Consider the following 18,236-nt stretch of genomic DNA (forward strand, 5'->3'; position numbering starts at 1 on the left):
GCCGTTTCCATTTCAACCCTTCGAGAACTAGACCTTGTCAGAATTCGCTTCACTGGCTGACGTGGAGTCGATCCTCCAGGCGTCCCGACAGACGCCCGCAGGAATCGAACAACCCGCCGCCTCGCGCTCCGCGATGCAACGGGAGGCCGCTGCTGCGGCTGGCCCTGAACCAGACCGCGGCGTCATCCCCTTCTTCAAGACCGCGGCAAAGCGCGACTGGCTCGTCTACGGGATGGCCGCAACCGCCGTGGACATGGGCATGGAGTACGACCCCAATTTCGATCTAAGGGACATCGACCCGCGCGAGTGGGACGACATCACGCAGGGCATGGAGGAAGACCAGATCGAGGGCCTGGGCATGGCCCGCTCTCGCAGTCACCTCTACTGGCTGGTGGATCGCATCACCAGCGCGAATCAAGCCGAGCAGGAGCTTGCCTCCTACGGCGGCTGGGGCGTGGCCGGGCGCGTTACGACGAGCATCGCCGATCCGACCAACGTCCTCCTGGCAATCTCTACCGGCGGCCTGAGCGTCGCCACCAAGGCGGAGCGCTTGGAGCGCGCCGTCGTCGCTGCACGTGCCGCAGGCAACCTGCCCGAGGCGCGCATGGCGCTCACCTCGCTGGAAGCTGTCGCGCAGCAGTCGCCCCTCCGTACCGCGATCCGCACGGGCCTCCTGGCTTCCGCGGAGAACGCTGCGCTGGAGACGGCTCTGGTCGCTACCGACCCCACGCGGGACGGCTGGGACGTGGTCTACGCCGCGACCGGCGGCCTGCTGCTGGGTACCAGCGTCGGACGCATGATGTCCGGACGCGAACAGCGCGCCCTTCGCAACGCATGGGGACAGCAGCGCCGGCTCACCGAGCTGGCCGAGCTGGACGCTACGCTCGCTACGCGCCGCGCAGAGCTGCTGCCCAAGCTGGGCGGAGACCCTGACTCTGTGCGTGCACAGCTCCAGGCGCTCGATGCGGAGGTGGAAGCGCTGGTCAAGCAGGGGTTCGACCCCTCGAAGATCGACGTGCCCGCCGCCAAGGCGCGCTTGGCCGAGCTGGACGACTACCTGGTAGCCCGCCGGGCGGAGATCGAGAAGAACGTCTCCCGCTCGCCGGCACTGAAGAAGCTCAACAAGGAGATCGACGGCCTGCGCAAGCAGCTCGCCGAGCTGGAGTCACCGGAGCCCCGCGCCGCGCGCATGCTTCAGGAGGACATCGAGAAGCTCGGGCCGGAGGTCGCCAACAGCAAACAGCGCACCAAGCTGCGCAACTCGTCCGCCAAGAGCGAGACCGAGGCCGCCCGAAAGACACTCGGCGATGCACTCACGGAAGCCCAAGGCCGACGCAACGTCGAGTCGCAGGCGCAGCGCCAGAAGACCGAGAATGCTTTCCGCAAGGCGCTCCGCAAGGACACCGAAGGAACCGCGAAGGTCAAAGAGGCGGAGTCCCTCCGTGCCGCCCTGGGCATGCGAGAGCGCATCGACGCCGCTGCCCCGCAGCGCGAGACGCTGACCAAGCTGGACAACCTGGACACCGTGCGCAACGCCGCTGACCAGCAGTACACCGCAGGAGCCCCCAGCTCCTTCGGAGGCGACACCCTGTCGGCCGCAAAGGCCGCCGGCGTGATCGACGACATCCACGACGTGCTGAAGCCGTCGGTCAATGAGATGCCGTCCCAGGCGCGCATGCAGTACGCCTCGGCCACGAAGCTCATCGGCAACACCTTCGCAGGCGTCCTGCGTGGCTCCACAAGCGAGAAGGTGCGCTCCACCCTGGGACGCATCGTCGGTAACTCCGTCGGCAACGAGGATGGCTCTGCGGTCGCCGTAGGCGCATCCGAGATCGCCGCGCGCCTGGCCGAGACGACCACTGCGAAGTGGAACTCGGTGGCGACCCCTGCTTACCGTGAGTGGGCCGAGCGTGCCGGCTACGGCATCGTGGATCGGCAGACCCGCCAAGTGCGTGACGAGTTCATGCAGCAGGTGGGCCGTGCGATCCGCGGCGAGCTGGTGGACGAGATCGACCCCGCTGTGAAGAAGCTGGCCGCGCGCCAGTCCGAGCTGCTGGCGGACTTCCTCCGGGAGGCCAAGGACGCCGGCGTGAAGGGCTTCGAGAACGTCGAGCAGAACGGGCGCTACCTGCCCCGCGTCTTCGACTTCGAGCAGCTCCGCCGAGTGGACAACCAGTACGGCACCGACGGCCTGCGCAAGCTGGTCGCCGGCGCGATCCGTGCGGGCGACGAAGAGATCACTGAGGAGCTGGCCGAGAAGATCGCCAAGGCTTACGTCGGCAAGATGCGAGGCATGCGCGTGGGCAGCGATGCCCATCTCCTGGCCGGCGTGAAGTGGGACGACGTGGGCTTCCTGCGGCGCTTCCTCTCCGAGTCCGGCATGGACGACGTCGAGGTCAGCCGCGTGGTGGACGAGTTCGCCGAACTGAACGCGAAGCGCGAGAGGCAGACCGAGGGCAACTTCCGGTACGCCAAGAAGCGCCAAGCCATCGACGAGTCGTTCTCCCTGAAGCTCTACCGCGCGAACGACGAGGCAGGCAACCGCCTGGCCGAGCCGGAGTGGGTCGAGGTGCGGTTCTCCGATCTCCTGGAGAACAACGCCGAGGCGCTCTTCCAGCGCTACGCGAGGACGGTATCGGGGCACATCGGGTTGGCGAAGGTGGGCATCAAGAGCCGCGCTGACTTCGACGCGATGATCCATGTCGCGGAGAACGAGCTGGCCGGCGACCTGGACGAGCTGAAGCGCGTCAAGGCGCACGCCGACATGGCCTACCGTCTGGTGACGGGCCAGCCTATCGAGGAGAGCGAGGGCTTCATGAAGCTCTCCCGCACGATGCGCGACTGGAACTTCGCGACCACGATGAACCAGGCCGGCTTCGCACAGATACCCGACCTCGCCGGACTCCTGTCCAAGGGCTACCTCCGCCACACCATGGAGAACCTTCCGTGGGCCTTCAAGGCCATGCGCCGGAAGGACGGCACGCTGGACGACGAGTTCGCCCGCGAGATGGAAGAGTGGATCGGCATCGGCACGGACTACCACAACAACGCGGTGTTCTCCGCCTACGACCACGACGCCACACGCTTCCAGCGTGGGCTCGGGGCCGCCGGCCACGCCGCGCGAGTGCTGGGCCGCGGTACGCAGTCGCTCTCGGGCATGGCGTTCATCACGTCGTTTGCCCAGCGGCTCACCGCGAAAGCCATCGTGCAGCGCCTCGCCAAGGAAACCCTGGAAGGCGGCGCGTTCAGCGCTCGTCGCTCCGCGGACCTGGGCCTGGATGCGGCGATGTCCGAGCGCATCGGCAAGCAGTTGAAGGCGCACACGTCCTTCGTGAACAACGAAGCCGGCCGCAAGGTGCGCCGGGTGAACTGGAACAAGTGGGACGACCTCGAAGCTCGCGATGCGATGCTCAACGCGGTGTTCCGCGAGTCCCGCCGCCTGGTGCAGGAGGAAGACCTGGGCGACACGTCCAAGTGGATGCACTCCAACATGGGCAAGCTCATCGCTCAGTTCCGGCGCTTCGCGCTGGTGTCCTACACCAAGCAGGTGCTCCACGGCATTGCTCACAAGGATGCCGAGACCGCCACCCGCGCCATCGTCTCGATGGGCCTCGCCGCGATCTCGTATCGCGTGCAGTGGGAGCTGCGCCTGGCGCAGACGCCCGAGGAGAAGCGGGAGGAGATGCGTGAGCGTTACCTGAGCTGGGACGCACAGGCCGCCGCATCGTTCTCGCGGTCGAGCTATGCGTCGCTCCTGCCGGCCGTCATCGACACGCCCCTGGTGTTCCTCACGGACAAGAAGCTCTTCGACAACCGCACCTCCGGTTTGGAGAGCAACCTGCTGGAGGGCATTCCGACGTATGCCCTAGGTCAAAACGTGCTCCAGGTGGCTAAGGCGGCCTGGGACTCGACGACCCGCAGTGACCGTCAGTTCACCCAGAGTGACGCCCGAGCGCTGCGCCGGCTACTGCCCTTCCAGAACCTCCTGGGCATGGACGCGGCGTTCAACGCCATCACCGCCGACCTCCCCTCTCGTCACGATGACGAGAACCCGGACGAGGCCGAGTGGTTCTTCCAGTAGACAACGGCGGACCTTCGGGGCCGTCTTCATTTCCACACAAGGAAACCCAATGTACGACCTGAAATCACCCACGGTGAAATTGCCGCGGCGGACCAATGCCTGCGCGGCCGAAGGATGTCGCGGTGAGTGCCGTTCTTGGAGCCGCTACTGCACGAGGCACGCCCGTCGTATGCAAAAGACCCGCGACCCCAATGGGCGTGTCTTCTCCCCTAAAGAGCTGAAAGCCTACCGCGAGATGGCGGCAGACCATCTGATCCGTAAGCGGAACCATCCAGCGGTCCTCGCTGCGAGCCGCTACATGCATACCTGCCTGACTTCTCCCGCACTTCCGGCCGCGGTTCAGACAGAGATGCGGCGCCTTTACGGTGAAGGTGCCGAGCCGCTTGAAATGTTGCTGAGATTCCTTGCCGTGTTCGGCCTCATGCACTTCAACGCGCATGCGATTGGACGTGATGTGGTGGCGACCTTCAACCTGGGCCGCGCGGTACTTCTTACGGTTCCGATGGGTAAGCGTGTCTCAACCAGCGGCCGAGAGTACAGCTATGGACTCAATGCTCGCGTCTGCGAGAGCTACGGCCAGATTCTTCGGGACAATCTCGGGCTCTTCGCAGCTCAGTTCTGGGACGACGTTGAGAAGACCATCCACGGGCCGGCACTCGCCTCACAAGCACTTAAGAAGGCGCTGGAAGACGTTCCAATGTCGGAGGACGTGCGCTAGTGGGGCGCGCCACGGACGAGCAGCTCGACGCGCTACATGGGCTGCTAGGCGAGACGCTGCTGGACGAGTTCAATCGCTACATCTCCAAAGGTGAGCCGATACCGCCGCAGTTCTTCTCTCAGGTCTTGAAGTACCTGAAGGACAACGGCATCGACGCCCCGTCACGAGCCGTGAAGCTGCGCGATCGATTGGCAGACACCATGCCCAACTTCGACGACCCGCCCGACGGTTCACCGGCCCACTAGCCGAACACCAGCAGTACCCCTGAAAGAGCCCTGCGGGGTTCCTTAGCGTTCTCCTCCACGCCGTGTGCGGCGGCACAGGAGGGTGACCTAGGGAGCCTCGCAGGGCTCTTTCCGTCTGCGGCATGCGCTACCCGCAGGCGTCTCTCCCCGGCGCAATAACATAGGAACACCGCACAGATGAGTAACGACAATATCCCCCAGCCCGGTCAGTGGATTCGCGAGCACGGCAGCACACAGCTTGGAATCAGCAAGACCGAGCGAGCCACCCATGAATACGTACTGCCAGACGGCCGGGTGGCCCAGATCGGAGTCCGCGTGTGTGACGAAAGCGCGCACATGGTGTCCGCTGACGCCTATCAGGAGCAGCTCGCCAACACCTACCCTCCTCGCCTGACTGAGCAACTGGAACGTGAGGTCTCGGCGCTGGAGAAGCGCTTGGCCGACTTCACCGGATACGACACCGAGGGAAAGCCCATCTACAAGCTCCAGGGCCGGGCGCGTCAGATTGCTCAGACCCAGCTCGAAAGCAAAGGCTTCGCACTGGATGTGGCGCGTCGGGACCGTGCCGATGCCGAACGTATCCAGGCACAGCGCAAGCATGCTGCCGCGGAGCGCGCCCAACGCATCGAGAAACTGGCCCAGGAGCGCGCAGTGGAGTTGGCGGAGGAAGCGGAAGTCGAGCGCCGCGCCAAGGTCATTGCCGAGCAAGCTAGCAAGAAGGTAGGCGGTTGAGCCTTCGCACGTTGCTGGAGATCGGCACAGATGCAGCCGACTCCACGCCGCTAGAAGTGAAGGCCGGGGCGCAGGCAGTGATCGGGTTGTATACCGAGGGTGCCGGCCTAGAGTCGGGCCACACGGCCTACATCCTCCAGGTCACCCCAGGCTCACCCTCGCCCACCTTCGACGACGCCGGCGAATCACTCACGCTCACCAAGGCACGCCCTAACCGCGTGATCCAAGGCCCGCGAACCGTGATCGTCCGGCGCCCTGCTGGGCTCAATGCCGGCGTCTTCGCCGAAGCCTAACCCCTCACCACCGCCAGCCACTCACGGCCAGACCCGGCGCTTCTACGGCGGCTCCGGCGAGATAACCGTGGGTGTCTGGGGTTCAACTTACAGAGATGATGAACTTGACAGCTGAAAATTCGACTGGCCCCACACGACCCCAGCTTGTGCAGCGAAATGTGCTGATTCAGATGGATGCTTTCGATGCGCTGAAGCGGTATCAGCGCTACATGGTGCACCGGGACCGTCGCACCTACACCTTGGGAATGGTGTTAGATGAGTTACTACTTACCCACCCCGAGATCGCAACAAAGGGGCGCATCTAGATGGATACGCCGCAGATGCGCTGCCCCAAATGGGAGGGCTGCAACGCACCGGCCTGCCCCTTGTCCCGCGACGAAGGCCTAAACGTACCCACTCTCAAAGGAGAGCGCGTTTGCCTCTGGCTGCGAGAAGGCATGAAGCCGGGAGGATTCGACCGCATGCCGGCGGATATTTCACACGTTGTGAGAAAGGTGCTGCCACTGATACTCGTCGAGGGCGGCGCCTACCTCCGATCCAAGCTCAACACCGCCGCAAAGAGTGGGAGTAAGCGCACTCGCTTCGCTTCTAGCACTGCACAGGCATGATCGGGTCACCCACACGCAAGGCTTTGGACAACCGCCTGCGACGTGTCCACGCAGCAGTGTTGGAGTTCCGCCGGACGCTAGACATTCCGCGCCCCCACGACCTCCTCTTCATCGCACTCCGGGACAAACAGGCACAACTCTGGAAGCGCCTAGAGCCGCGTCTTGCGCGCATCAAGGCCGACGCTGCACAGGGGTGCACCCCGAGTCTGCGATGGATCGAAGCTCACCTGGAGGAGTTGGGCTATGTACTCGCCCGTGGCGAACTTCTGGAGCAGTCCCTTCACGCCAAGCAGGCACAAAGCGCCGAGGCGATGGCGGAATGCACTGCGCGTGTAAAGCAGGCACAACGGGAACGGGATGCTTATCTGGCTGCCGTCGCCGCGCGCGATCCTGCGCCTATGCCGACTCGCCGCCCAGCACCCAGAGTGATCCTCCAGTACACCAGGGTTGACCCTGTGCGAGCCGCCACTGCGATCCCTGAGGCGGCTTCTACCCCTCCCTCCTGTGACTACGGCGTGGGCTCTGAGGCGTGGCTGCGTGAACTTGAAGTGGTACGGCGTGGGGGTATGCCTCCAACCGTTGGGGCTTCGCGCGCAGAGGATGTAATTCCGCGCAAGTAGAAAGCGAAAGGGAGGCTTTCGCCTCCCCTTCGTGGTCTCTCAGGTCCGCACGGGCCTGGAGAGAATCAATCTGTAGCCCAGGACGCGCAAGGCGTGATTCCTCCACCCAGGAATCTCACTTACCACGTACCGCGCCGCGGCCTCACCGGCCAGAAGCTTCTCCATCGCAAAATCCATTCCGAACATCACATTCCCCTGTGGTCGAGCACCGGCCCCCTGTGCTCTTTCGGGTGGTCTCAGCAGGTCCCTCCTGCCGATGGCGGAGCGATTAGATCACGCTCAAAACAAGAAAAAAATCCACATCACCGGATGTGTATGCGGGGTTGCATAGACATCCGATAGCGCCCCGCTGTGATGTGTGCTTTCAACCTTCACCGAACCCTAGGAACTCCCTCGCGTCCCCGCAGGAGTACCCCTTACCGTGAGACTCAATGACCAATGCAACGAAGCCGGTGCAGCTCCTGCGCCTGCCTGAAGTTTTGATCCGTACCGGCCTGGGCCGGAGCACCATCTGGAGCCTGATCGCTCAGGGAAGGTTTCCCCGCCAGGTGAAGCTAAGTGAACGCTCGTCCGCCTGGGTAGATGCGGAGGTGGATGCGTGGGTGGCCCAGAGGGTCGCCATGCGGGATTCTGGAATCGCACCCGCTTCCTGAATTCTCGTGACAGTAGCCGTGACAGTAGGTCTCGGGGCCGATTTGCGTCTATTCGCGCAAATTAGGGGGTTTGGACTCCAAATTGAGGGTGCCCACCTCCACCATTCAGCAAAAAGCCGGGCCCGAAAGGATCCGGCTTTTTTGTTTGGCAGAGCGCACGTGGAAGGCGCCAGAAGGCCTCCGCCAAGATGGGCGCAACCCATTCGACTACCAGTTCGGGATCGTGGGCTGGTCGCCAGCACAGCAGCGCGTGTGCGGCCGTTGGTACGTAGGCAGGACCGACGAATACGGCTACGACGTCGACGAGCTGGGCGCGCGTGTAGCGCGTTGGCAAGACACGGAGGCGGCGCGCGTGCCGGATAGCCACGAGAACATCCGATGGTTCGCCGAGCACTAGGCAAGCTGGCTGCGCAATGAGGGCACGGCGGGTGGCGGACGTCTACTGGTAGCGCAGCTAACCCGTCGGGAGATCAGCTTGCGGGATGAGGGCGCGCTGTAGCGAATGACCGGGGGCCGATGTTGCAGCCCCCGACCTACCAAGAGACCACTTAGGTCTTCCGGCGCTTGTCGAGGAAGGCCTCGAGATCCTTGCGAAGCACGGGCGCGCGACCCGGATACTGCTCCATCTTCTGGCCGACGGTGCGACGATTGGCGTCAGTCATGTCGTAGCCCCTGGTCTTGAGGTACTGATCGATGAAGTGCTTCACCTCGTACTGTTCGGTCTGCGACACGAATACCCGATCAATCGGCCCGCGGTAGTGCTTGTTGTCTTCGCTGTTCCAGCTCATTTTCGATGCTCCAGTGGTGGTTGGTGTTGCGTACCCATGATTCCACCCACTCTCCCCAAGGGTGTTGCAGATAAGCATGTGGATATCCGGTGGGAATCTCAGCGCCTGCGACGGACGCGCCCACAAAACAGGACGGGCGCCTTGCGGCGCCCGTCTGTCGGCAATACGAGGTAATGCGCAGGTGCATCAAGCTTCAGCTTGCACGACGACCTTCACCGTCGTCTGCACGTCGGCGTGCAGCTTCACGACGATGTCGTACTCGCCGATGTTTCCGCCCGGCGCCTCTCGCTCTGGTCCAGGTGGACTAAGCGCGTGCAATGACTGGCAAAGCTTCGCCTTGCTTCGTCTACGCCTAGCGACGGGGCGGCGTGATGCCCCCATTTGTGGGATCGCACTCATGTCCGTGGCAACGAAGTAGGCGCTTGGTTCTCGCACACCGTGCTTGGGTGGCGGACGGAGCCGAGTGGTTGTCCATCTGTACAGTAGTGATACAGACCCTATCTGCATCACTAGTGCCGTTAGGGCCTCTTGGCTACCGCACTTGATTGGTTGTAGAACGCGTTCTATTGCGCCCAAATTTGGGACGTGAGTGCATGGTTCTGCCCCAGAATTTGGGATCTAAGCTAGGAGCTGCACCTCCACAATCGCGGTACCACCGAACGAGGGATAAGACATGTCGCTCCTCGATGCGCGCTTTGCCCGCTCGGCGCACCTCAATCACGTCTGTGTCGGCATTTTGGCGAAGAGGTCCACGGATTCGCTCACCGACTCCCGAGATCGGCTGACCGTCAAGGCCACCGACTATGTTGCTGAGTTGCACCGAAGTCAGCTCTTCCTGCTGAATGACCAGCACTACGGGGCTGCCGCGGCAATGATGCGGCTGGTCATGGAGGGCGCTCTGTCCGCTCTCTACATCCTGCACCTCAAGGATGAGGCTCACGCCATTCAGCTCGAAGGCGGTAAGTCGTTCCTTCCGAGTGCGGGGAAGATGTTTGCTCGATGCTCCAGGCTCCCAGTCATCGGGGCGAACATCGAGACGATTGGCAGGTCGCAGGGCCCGTTCCACAAGTTCACCCACGGGGACATGCCGCAGATCAATCGCCGCCATTCTCCAGGTGACTGGACAGGCACGTTCGACCAACGCGAGATCGCAACCTTCTCGATCATCGCGGACTTCGTGCTGCTGGGTGCGATGGACACCTATTCCCATGCGGTCGCCGATCTCGTTCTTCAGAAAGCCATCCGAGCAGTCCGCGACGACAACGGTGCCGAAGCCCGAGCTTTCGGCATGCAGATCCCGGAGGACGACACATTCAGCCCCCCGCCTGTCCGAGTCAGCAACGGGGGCACCGAAGGGGGCACCCGCCCCAGCTACGCCGGGTAGTTTTCGCGCAAATAGGGCATCTCTTGGTCCCGATTCCATAGTGCCCACCACCATTCAGCCCAAAGGTCGGGCCTGCATGCTTCCGCCCTTTCCCTTGGCCGGTTTCGTGAGACGGCTCACCGCCCAGCCCCTTCCTGTAAAATCCCCGCTCTTTTGAGCCTCTGTGTGACCACTGTGCAGTACCGGACGCCCACGGCGGCCCCCGCCTTCGTCCGTCTCCTCGCCCGCCTGGGCGGGGCCGACCTGCCCGATGCCGGCCCGGTGCTGTCCGAGCGGCTGGGCCAATGGATCGACTGGAACCGTGCGGTCTCGCTGTCGCGAGCGCTCGATGGCGCCGTTGCGCCTGCGGCTGGCGCCGCGCCGGGTATCGACGCGCATGCCGAGGCCGTCGCCCGGGTCCGCACCTCGCTGACGGACGCCATCCAGCGCGGCGCACCCGACGACGCGGATGGCGACGACTTCGCACCCTTCCGCCGCTACTGCCTGGAACGCCAACGCGCCATGCTCACCGGCACCGGCCCCCTGCGCGGACGCCTGCGTGATGCCCTGGCCCAGCGCGGCGGCGACCTGGCCCGCCTGGCCGAGGTCGACGCCGTGATGGAAATGACCCTCAGCCCGCGCGAACAGACCCTGCTGGCCCACACCCCCACCCTGCTCGGCCTGCACTTCGAACGTCTGCGCGCCGCCGCGGACGGCAGCCCCGACAGCGCCTGGCGGACGCTGTTCCGCCGCGACCTGCAGGACGCCCTGCTGGCCGAACTCGACCTGCGTTTCCACCTCATCGACGCGCTGCTCGCCGCGCTTCGTACCCCGTGATGCCTGGATGCCTTTGATGAAACAGCCCTTCTCCACCGCCCTCTTCCTCGCCGGCCTGGCCATCGTCGGCTGGATCGGCGTCGGCTACGTCGGCACGCACGCGTTGGGCGTGGTGGTCACCCTGGTGATCGGCGCGTGCTACGCGGCCGGTGCCGTGGAACTGCAGCGCTATCGCCAGGCCACCGCATCGCTCGCCCACGCGCTGGACGACACCGCGCCCGCGGGCAACGGCCTGCAGGCCTGGCTGGCACCGCTGCATCCCAGCCTGCGCCAGGCCGTGCGCCTGCGCGTGGAAGGCGAACGCGTCGCCCTGCCCGCCCCTTCGCTCACGCCGTACCTGGTCGGCCTGCTGGTGCTGCTGGGCATGCTGGGAACGCTGCTGGGCATGATGGTGACCCTGCGCGGCACCGGCCTGGCGCTGGAAGGCGCCACCGACATCGATGCGATCCGCGGCTCGCTGGCCGCGCCGGTCAAGGGGCTGGGCTTCGCCTTCGGCACCTCGATCGCGGGCGTGGCCGCGTCGGCCATCCTCGGCCTGCTGTCCGCGCTCAGCCGGCGCGAGCGCGTGCTGGTCGCGCAGCGGCTGGACGATGCGATCGCCACCTCGCTGCACGTGCATTCGCAGTCGTACCAGCGTGAGGAATCGTTCCGCCTGCTGCATCAGCAGGCCGCGCTGATGCCGGAACTGGTGGAACGCCTGCAGGCCATGGTCGCCGGCATCCAACGCCAGACCACCGACGCCGCCGCGCAGCAGGCCGCGCGTCAGGAAAGCTTCCACGCCCGCACCGAAGCGGCCCAGGCCGAGCTCGCCTCCACGCTGGTGGCCACGATGCGGGCCGGCGTGGACAGCAGCGCACGCGCGGTCGGCGCGGCGCTGCAACCGGTGGTGGAGGCCACGCTGGCAGGCGTGGCGCGCGAGGCCGGCGCCCTGCAGCAGACCGTCGGCACCGCCGTGCAGCAGCAGTTGGAGGCATTGACGGCCGGCTTCGGCACCGCAACCACGGCGGCGGCCGCGGCATGGCAGGCCGCCCTCACCCGCCAGCAGGACGCCCACGACGCGCTGGTCGCACGCCTGGAAGACCACGCCCAGCGCCAGGCGACCCAGTTTGACCAGCGCTCGCAAGCCTGGCTCGACGCCGCCGCCGGCCAGCTCGAACACACCGCGACCACGCTGGCGGAGGGCTGGGCGCAGGCACTCAGCCAGCAGGCCAGCACCGCCGATAGCATTGCTACGCGCCACGCGGACGCCCTGTCCGCGGCCGGCGCTGATTTCCGCTCGCAGGCCACCGCCCTGGTCGAAGCGGTCGACGCCTCGCATGCCGCGCTGCAGCGCACGCTGGCCGAACAGGACGATGCCCGCCTGGCCGCCTGGGCCGAGCAACTGGCCACGATGAGCACCACGCTGCGCGGCGACTGGGAGCGCACTGCCGCCGAAGCCGCGCGCCTGCAGCAGGACATCTGTGATGCCCTGGCCCGCAGTGCGAACGACATCACCGCGCAGGCACAGACCCACGCGCAGCAGACCATCGCCGAGATCTCCCAGCTGGTGCAGGTCGCCTCGGAAGCCCCGCGCGCCGCGGCCGACGTGGTGGCCGAACTGCGCCAGAAGCTCTCCGACAGCATGGTGCGCGACACCGCCCTGCTGGAAGAGCGCACCCAGATGATGAGTACGCTGCAGACGCTGCTGGATGCGGTGAACCACGCCTCCACCGAACAGCGCACCGCCATCGATGCGCTGGTGGCGACGTCCGCCGACCTGCTGGAGCGAGTCGGCACCCGCTTCACCGACCACGTGCAGGCCGAGACCGGCAAGCTGGAACACGTCGCTGCGCAGGTCGCCGCCGGCGCCACCGAGGTCGCCGGCTTGGGCGATGCGCTGGGCAGCGTGGTGGAACGCTTCGGCCAGACCAACGACGCGCTGCTGGAACGCCTGCAGGCCATCGAAGGCGCGCTGGAGCGCTCGCTGGTGCGCAGCGATGAGCAGCTGGCCTACTACGTGGCGCAGGCGCGCGAAGTGGTCGACCTCAGCCTCTCCGCACAGCGCCAGATCACCATCGACCTGCAGCGCTTGGCCGGGGCCGACGCCGCATGAGCGTGGAGACCGGAGACGACGCCGATCTGGGCGCGCCCGTCTGGGCCAGCTTCGGCGATCTGATGTCGGTGCTGCTGGGCGCGTTCGTGCTGGTGCTGGTGGGCGTGATCGCCGTGCAGGCGCAGCTGGCCCAGCGCCTGGACGAGGAAACCCGCCGGCGCGAACAGGAAGCGCAGCAGCGCAAGGCACTGGAGGACGCGCTGGCCGCGCCGCTGGCCGAGGGCCGGGTGACGCTGGTGGACGGCCGCATCGGCATCCGCGGGAACGTGCTGTTCGCGCTGAACTCCGACCAGTTGCAGCCTGAGGGTCGCGACCTGCTGAAGAGCCTGGCCGCGCCGCTGGCGGGCTACCTGCGCACGCGCGAGGAAATCCTGATGGTCAGCGGCTTCACCGACGACCGCCAAGTCAGCGGCAGCAACCGCCAGTTCGACGACAACTGGGATCTGTCCGCGCAGCGCGCCCTCACCGTGACCCGCACCCTGATCGCCGAAGGCGTGCCGTCCGCGTCGGTGTTCGCCGCCGCGTTCGGCGCCGAGCAGCCGGTGAGCGCCAACACCAGCGAGGAAGGCCGCGCGCGCAACCGTCGCGTGGAGATCGCGCCCATTCCCCGCCCTGCCAAGCGCCGCGTTGACGATGGACGGTGACGCGCTGCCGCCGCTGGCGCAGTTGCAGGCGTGGCGCGCGCAGGGCCTGGACCGTGCGGATCCCGTGCGTTTCGACATCCTGCAGGCGCTGGCCGCCCGGCTCGGCACGCACGACGGCGAGGCCCGCCGCCTGCTGGAGACGCGACTGGCCGCGCTGATGCGCGCCTATGCCGAAGGCCTGGCACGCACGCACGCGTCCGCCGCGCCGGCCCCGGCACGCGAAAGCGGACTGCGGGGCCTGGTCGCCGCACTGCGGGCGCGCCACGGCGACGCCCCTGCGCCAGGCCCGTCGCCGGTCGCCCCGTCCGCGCTTACCGAGGCCCGGGAGGCGTGGGCGCAGGTCCGCACCGACAGCCAGTTGCGCGCGTCGCTGCACGATGTGCCCGCCGACGCCGGTCCGCTCAACTCCGGCATGCTGGTGCATCGCGCCCTGCACCTGATGCGAGCCGCGTCGCCGGGCTACCTGCAGCACTTCATTGCCTATGCCGACACGCTGTCTTCGCTGGAGCAGCTCCAGCAGGCGGCGGCGCTGCTCACGGCCACGGATACGCCGCGCCCCGCCAGGCGCGCACCGCGCAAACGGAAACCTGCCGCGAGCTGACGCAAGAATTCCCGACCGTTGGCGTTGGCGAGGGTGTGGGAGCGACGTCAGTCGCGACAGGGCGTTACCGACAACCCATCGCGACTGACGTCGCTCCCACGAAGCCTGTCGTGCCCCGATCCCACCGCGCAGTCCGTTCCATGCGGGCCACAACAATCCCGCTGGCGCCTGTTTGGAGCTGTGGGAACGACGTCAGTCGCGATAAGGCGTTACCGCGACCGCGCGGCGCGTCTGTAGGAGCGGGCCATGCCCGCGATGCTTTCGCCTCATCGAATGAAAAAGCATCGCGCCCATGGGGCGCTCCTACAGGAGCGGGCAATGGGCGAGAAGCTTTAACGCGTCATCACGACAGACGCCGACCCCATGGCTTCGCCGGTCCAGCTCAGGGATACAGCAGATGCTGCCGGCGTAGTGCCTCGAACGCAGACAGCCCCGGCTGCCAACGCGCTTCGATGGCCTCCAGCGTGTCACCGCGTTCGATGGCGGCACGCAGGTCGCCTACGCCCGCCAGCCTGTCGAAGAACGACGGCTCGCCCGGCAGGAAGGCGAAGTCCTTCGGGTGCTGGTCATGCAAGGCCTTCAGCACGGCCAGGCCGGTGCGCACCGGGCGGAACGCATCGCGGTCGGTCACGTGCAGTTGCACGCCGGCGCAGGCCTGGCCGGCGTGCTTGGAGAACGTGGGCGTGAACCAGGTGGGACGGAACCGCACGCCCGGCAACGCCATCGCGTTGAGCCGCGCGGCCAGCGCAGGCGCATCCACCCACGGCGCACCCACGGTTTCGAACGGGCGCGTGGTGCCGCGACCCTCGGACACGTTGGTGCCTTCCAGCAGCCCCATGCCCGGATAGACCAGGGCGGTGTCCGGTGTCGGCATGTTCGGCGACGGCGGCACCCACGGCAGCGCGCCGCGCAGCGGTTCGTCGCCACGTTGCCACCCCTGCATCGGCACCACGTGCAGCTCGGCGCCGATGCCGAATTCGGCGTTGAACAGCGAGGCCAGTTCGCCGATGGTCATGCCGTGGCGCAGCGGAATCGGGAACAGGCCGACGAACGACGCCAGCGCGGGGTCCAGCACCGGCCCCTCCACTTCCACGCCGCCGAGTGGATCGGGTCGGTCGGCAACGATTACCGGAATGCCGGCGCGCCTGGCGGCACGCATCACGCCCGCCAGTGTGTACGGATAGGTGTAGAAGCGCGCGCCGACGTCCTGGATGTCGAACACCAGCACGTCGATGCCGGCCAGCATCGCCGGTGTCGGTTCGCGATGTTCGCCGTACAGGCTGTGCACCAGCAGGCCAGTCGCGGCATCGCGGGAGGAGGCCACCTTGTCGCCGGCCTGCACATCGCCGCGCACGCCATGCTCGGGCCCGAACAGGGCCACAAGGCGGAACTCCGGATGCGTGGCGAAGCGGTCCACGTCGCTGCGCAGCTGGCTGTCCAGTCCCGTGGCGTTGGTCACCAGCCCGATCCGCTTGCCGCGCAGCAGGTCCAGCCGCTGTTCCAGCAGCACCTCGATGCCCAGACGCGGTGCCACGGCCGTTGCGGCAGCGGCCGCATGCGACCAGAACGACGCCAGCGACAGCAGGGCGAACAGCACGCCGGCGCGGGCCGGGCGCAGTGCAGCATGCAGGGGACGATGGAACCGGGGCATAGTGTCACGACCGTTTGCTATCGTTGTCACGACGATAGCAGCCTGCGTCCGTCGCCGCGCAACCCGCCGGCAACGCCGCATTCTTCCGTTGTCAGGCGAGCACACCGATGTCCCGTACGGCGAAACGCATCATGCGCAGCATGTCTTTCCTTGTCATGGCCGGCGTGCTGGCCCCCGCGGCATCCCAGCCGGCGTCCAACCGCCTGGGTGTTCCGCCTTCCGCGCAGTCGCAGGACTTCGTGGCGAACAAGCAGCAGTTCCAGCTGCACAGCCTGCTGACCGAACAGCTCCATCCGCGCAGCTTCGACCTGAGCACGCGTATCGCCGCCGATACCGCCGACGGCCTGGCTTCGCTGCTGGCGGTGGACGAGGACATCGCGAAAGCGCTGCAGGGCGTGGCCGACGATCCGGCGCGCCTGGCCACGCTGGAGGCGGCATCGCGGGAGATCACCCGCGCGCTGCGCGAAGGCCATCGCCTGTACGTCTACGGCACCGGCTCCACCGGGCGCCTGGCCGAAACCATCGAAAGCGGCCTGTGGCGGCCCTTCTGGCAGCGGACTTCGCAATCGCCGCTGATGGGAAGGATCGAGGCGCGTTATCCGGCGCTGGGCGAGCGCGTGCGCGGCGAGATCACCGGCGGCGACCGCGCGCTGATCGCTTCGCTGGAAGGCTTCGAGGACATTCCCGAGATCGGCCGCCTGCAGCTGCAGGACAACGGCATCCGGCCGCAGGACCTGGTGTTCGCGGTGACCGAAGGCGGCGAGACGTCGGCCGTGATCGGCACCGCGCTGGCCGCGGCCGAGCAGGCGGGCGCGGACGCGCGCCGTACCTGGTTCGTCTACAACAACCCGGACGAGGTGCTGCGCCCGTTCGAGCGCAGCCGCCGTGTGCTGGACGATGCGCGCATCACCAAGATCCCCCTGCCGACCGGCCCGCAGGCGATCACCGGCTCCACCCGCATGCAGGCGACGACGACCAGCCTGTACGTGCTGGGCGTGGTGCTGGAAGACGCCACCCGCGCGCTGCTGAGTGAAGTGCTGACCGTCGAGGAGCTGGCATCGCTGGGCTTCAACGACACCGGCATCGCCGAGCGCCTGCGCGGATTCACCGCTCTGCAGCGGACCGCAGCGGCCGCTGCGCCGAAGCTGGCCGCGTGGACCGACCGCGAGGCCGCCAGCTATGCCAACGGCCACCGCAGCACCTATCTCGCCACGCGCGCGCTGATGCCGGTGTTCGTCGACGTGACCGAACGCGCCCCGACGTTCCGCCTCGCGCCCCTGGATCCGGTCAATGCCGTCGAGCGCCGCTCGTGGATCCAGGTATGGACGCCGGCCGCCGATGGCGCACAGGCGTGGCAGGCGCTGTTGCACCGGCCGTTCCATGGCCTGGACAAGGCGCTGTACCTGCCGCCGTTCGAGACCGGCATTCCCGATCCCTACCTGCGCGAAGCCGCGCTGCGCGGCCTGTCGAATGCGGGCGACGAACAGCAGGCGCTGTACGACCTGTCCTACTCGCCGGCCAACATGCAGCGCAATGCGCCCGTGGCCGGAGACTCCGGCGCGCTGATCCTGCTCGGCGACGAAGCCCATCAGCAGGCGAACCGCGAGTGGCTGCAGGCCGCCACCCAGGCCGGTGCCGAGCTGGTGCTGGTGTCGGTGTCTGCGCGGCCGCTTGACTCGGACGTGCTGCGCGATGTCGCCGCCCTGCCCCGCCCGGTGCCGGTGATCGCGGTGACGGTGCCGCAGCGCGACGCATTCGAACTGGACCAGACCATCGTGCTGAAGATGCTGATCAACGCGCATTCCACCGGCGTGATGGCCAAGCTCGGCCGCGTGGTGGGCAACACCATGACCAGCGTGCAGCCCGGCAACCTGAAACTTATCGGCCGCGCCACCTGGCTGATCCTCTCGCACGTCAACGGCGTGCTGGAGACGCCGGCATGGCGCGATGCGCAAGGCACCACCGCGCCACTGACGTATGCCGAAGCGAATGCAGTGCTGTTCGAGGCCATCGAACAGCGCCGCAACGCGCCGGGCGCAGCCGGCCTGCCGGAAGTGGAGCTGTCCGTGGTGGCCGTGCTGGAAGCGCTGCGCAGCGGTCGTCCCGTGGACTGGACCGCTGCGGCCGACCGCCTGCGTGCCGGTGGACTCAATGCCTATCTCGCCGCGCCTCCGGCGCGTTGAGGAGAGGCGGCGGCGCACGCGGCGCGTCCAGACGGATGGGGAAGTCCGCGCGCGTGCAACCCGCCCGAGCAGCGCCGCCTGACGCGCCGTAGCGTCGAGCTTGCTCGACGCCGGATCGCCAGACCCT

The 18,236-nt window shown here is 66.8% G+C and carries 15 protein-coding genes and 1 pseudogene; 13 read left to right on the forward strand and 3 right to left on the reverse strand.

Annotated features, from left to right (window positions below; translation table 11 throughout):
* Nucleotides 1-34: 34 nt before the first annotated feature.
* The 7 genes from VGN58_RS08900 (at nt 35) to VGN58_RS08930 (ending at nt 8,347) form a co-directional block, all read left to right on the forward strand.
* Nucleotides 35-4,081, forward strand: coding sequence for a hypothetical protein (locus VGN58_RS08900; RefSeq protein WP_327482891.1), 4,047 nt, complete (start codon nt 35-37; stop codon nt 4,079-4,081).
* A 49-nt stretch (nt 4,082-4,130) separates the two neighbouring features.
* The gene (locus VGN58_RS08905) at nt 4,131-4,799 is read left to right on the forward strand and encodes a hypothetical protein (protein WP_327482892.1); all 669 of its coding nucleotides are present in this window, start codon (nt 4,131-4,133) and stop codon (nt 4,797-4,799) included.
* A complete protein-coding gene (locus VGN58_RS08910; RefSeq protein ID WP_327482893.1) occupies nt 4,799-5,044 on the forward strand; it encodes a hypothetical protein in 246 nt (81 codons plus the stop codon). Before VGN58_RS08905 ends, VGN58_RS08910 begins: the two co-directional genes overlap by 1 nt.
* Nucleotides 5,045-5,221: 177 nt before the next feature.
* Nucleotides 5,222-5,776 (forward strand): hypothetical protein, encoded by a 555-nt coding sequence (locus VGN58_RS08915; RefSeq protein ID WP_327482894.1) that lies wholly within the window; start codon nt 5,222-5,224, stop codon nt 5,774-5,776.
* On the forward strand, nt 5,773-6,069 hold the full coding sequence (locus VGN58_RS08920; protein ID WP_327482895.1) for a hypothetical protein: 297 nt from the start codon (nt 5,773-5,775) through the stop codon (nt 6,067-6,069). Before VGN58_RS08915 ends, VGN58_RS08920 begins: the two co-directional genes overlap by 4 nt.
* Nucleotides 6,070-7,728: 1,659 nt before the next feature.
* Entirely contained in the window at nt 7,729-7,950 is a 222-nt protein-coding gene (locus VGN58_RS08925; protein WP_327482896.1) for an AlpA family transcriptional regulator, read from the forward strand.
* An 88-nt stretch (nt 7,951-8,038) separates the two neighbouring features.
* Nucleotides 8,039-8,347 (forward strand): hypothetical protein, encoded by a 309-nt coding sequence (locus tag VGN58_RS08930; RefSeq protein WP_327482897.1) that lies wholly within the window; start codon nt 8,039-8,041, stop codon nt 8,345-8,347.
* A gap of 151 nt (nt 8,348-8,498) precedes the next feature.
* Here the strand turns inward: VGN58_RS08930 and VGN58_RS08935 are convergent, their stop codons facing one another.
* Together VGN58_RS08935 and VGN58_RS08940 are read right to left on the reverse strand one after the other, a co-directional pair.
* Nucleotides 8,499-8,738 carry a hypothetical protein gene (locus tag VGN58_RS08935; RefSeq protein ID WP_327482898.1) on the reverse strand — a complete coding sequence of 80 codons (240 nt, stop codon included), beginning with the start codon at nt 8,736-8,738 and terminating at the stop codon, nt 8,499-8,501.
* Between the two features lie 186 nt (nt 8,739-8,924).
* Nucleotides 8,925-9,008: pseudogene (locus VGN58_RS08940) on the reverse strand (50S ribosomal L9 C-terminal domain-containing protein); the annotation flags it as partial.
* Between the two features lie 403 nt (nt 9,009-9,411).
* Between VGN58_RS08940 and VGN58_RS08945 the strand changes: the two are divergent.
* The 5 genes from VGN58_RS08945 to VGN58_RS08965 all read left to right on the forward strand — a co-directional run bounded on the left by VGN58_RS08945 (nt 9,412) and on the right by VGN58_RS08965 (nt 14,275).
* The gene (locus tag VGN58_RS08945; RefSeq protein ID WP_327482899.1) at nt 9,412-10,122 is read left to right on the forward strand and encodes a hypothetical protein; all 711 of its coding nucleotides are present in this window, start codon (nt 9,412-9,414) and stop codon (nt 10,120-10,122) included.
* 165 nt (nt 10,123-10,287) lie between these two features.
* Nucleotides 10,288-10,938, forward strand: a complete 651-nt coding sequence (locus VGN58_RS08950; protein ID WP_327482900.1) for a DUF3348 family protein — start codon at nt 10,288-10,290, stop codon at nt 10,936-10,938.
* A gap of 16 nt (nt 10,939-10,954) precedes the next feature.
* Nucleotides 10,955-13,030 (forward strand): DUF802 domain-containing protein, encoded by a 2,076-nt coding sequence (locus tag VGN58_RS08955; RefSeq protein WP_327482901.1) that lies wholly within the window; start codon nt 10,955-10,957, stop codon nt 13,028-13,030.
* Nucleotides 13,027-13,674, forward strand: coding sequence for an OmpA family protein (locus VGN58_RS08960; protein WP_327482902.1), 648 nt, complete (start codon nt 13,027-13,029; stop codon nt 13,672-13,674). Before VGN58_RS08955 ends, VGN58_RS08960 begins: the two co-directional genes overlap by 4 nt.
* Nucleotides 13,664-14,275 (forward strand): DUF2894 domain-containing protein, encoded by a 612-nt coding sequence (locus tag VGN58_RS08965; protein WP_327482903.1) that lies wholly within the window; start codon nt 13,664-13,666, stop codon nt 14,273-14,275. Before VGN58_RS08960 ends, VGN58_RS08965 begins: the two co-directional genes overlap by 11 nt.
* Before the next feature lie 382 nt (nt 14,276-14,657).
* Here the strand turns inward: VGN58_RS08965 and VGN58_RS08970 are convergent, their stop codons facing one another.
* On the reverse strand, nt 14,658-15,926 hold the full coding sequence (locus VGN58_RS08970; protein ID WP_327482904.1) for a DUF1343 domain-containing protein: 1,269 nt from the start codon (nt 15,924-15,926) through the stop codon (nt 14,658-14,660).
* A gap of 140 nt (nt 15,927-16,066) precedes the next feature.
* Here VGN58_RS08970 and VGN58_RS08975 point away from each other — a divergent pair, with 140 nt between their 5' ends.
* Complete coding sequence (locus tag VGN58_RS08975) at nt 16,067-18,109, forward strand: hypothetical protein (RefSeq protein WP_327482905.1); 2,043 nt, start codon at nt 16,067-16,069, stop codon at nt 18,107-18,109.
* Nucleotides 18,110-18,236: the final 127 nt, after the last annotated feature.

Origin of the sequence: Pseudoxanthomonas sp. (genome assembly GCF_035999195.1) — a bacterium.
Lineage (GTDB): Bacteria > Pseudomonadota > Gammaproteobacteria > Xanthomonadales > Xanthomonadaceae > Pseudoxanthomonas_A.

What these genes read in the sequence shown, in the direction of transcription:
- VGN58_RS08955 (WP_327482901.1), top strand. Translation starts at nt 10,955, where the DNA reads ATGAAACAGCCCTTCTCCACCGCCCTCTTCCTCGCCGGCCTGGCCATC.
- VGN58_RS08965 (WP_327482903.1), top strand. Translation starts at nt 13,664, where the DNA reads ATGGACGGTGACGCGCTGCCGCCGCTGGCGCAGTTGCAGGCGTGGCGC.
- VGN58_RS08935 (WP_327482898.1), bottom strand. Translation starts at nt 8,738, where the DNA reads ATGAGCTGGAACAGCGAAGACAACAAGCACTACCGCGGGCCGATTGAT.
- VGN58_RS08970 (WP_327482904.1), bottom strand. Translation starts at nt 15,926, where the DNA reads ATGCCCCGGTTCCATCGTCCCCTGCATGCTGCACTGCGCCCGGCCCGC.
- VGN58_RS08925 (WP_327482896.1), top strand. Translation starts at nt 7,729, where the DNA reads ATGACCAATGCAACGAAGCCGGTGCAGCTCCTGCGCCTGCCTGAAGTT.
- VGN58_RS08905 (WP_327482892.1), top strand. Translation starts at nt 4,131, where the DNA reads ATGTACGACCTGAAATCACCCACGGTGAAATTGCCGCGGCGGACCAAT.
- VGN58_RS08975 (WP_327482905.1), top strand. Translation starts at nt 16,067, where the DNA reads ATGTCTTTCCTTGTCATGGCCGGCGTGCTGGCCCCCGCGGCATCCCAG.
- VGN58_RS08945 (WP_327482899.1), top strand. Translation starts at nt 9,412, where the DNA reads ATGTCGCTCCTCGATGCGCGCTTTGCCCGCTCGGCGCACCTCAATCAC.
- VGN58_RS08915 (WP_327482894.1), top strand. Translation starts at nt 5,222, where the DNA reads ATGAGTAACGACAATATCCCCCAGCCCGGTCAGTGGATTCGCGAGCAC.
- VGN58_RS08960 (WP_327482902.1), top strand. Translation starts at nt 13,027, where the DNA reads ATGAGCGTGGAGACCGGAGACGACGCCGATCTGGGCGCGCCCGTCTGG.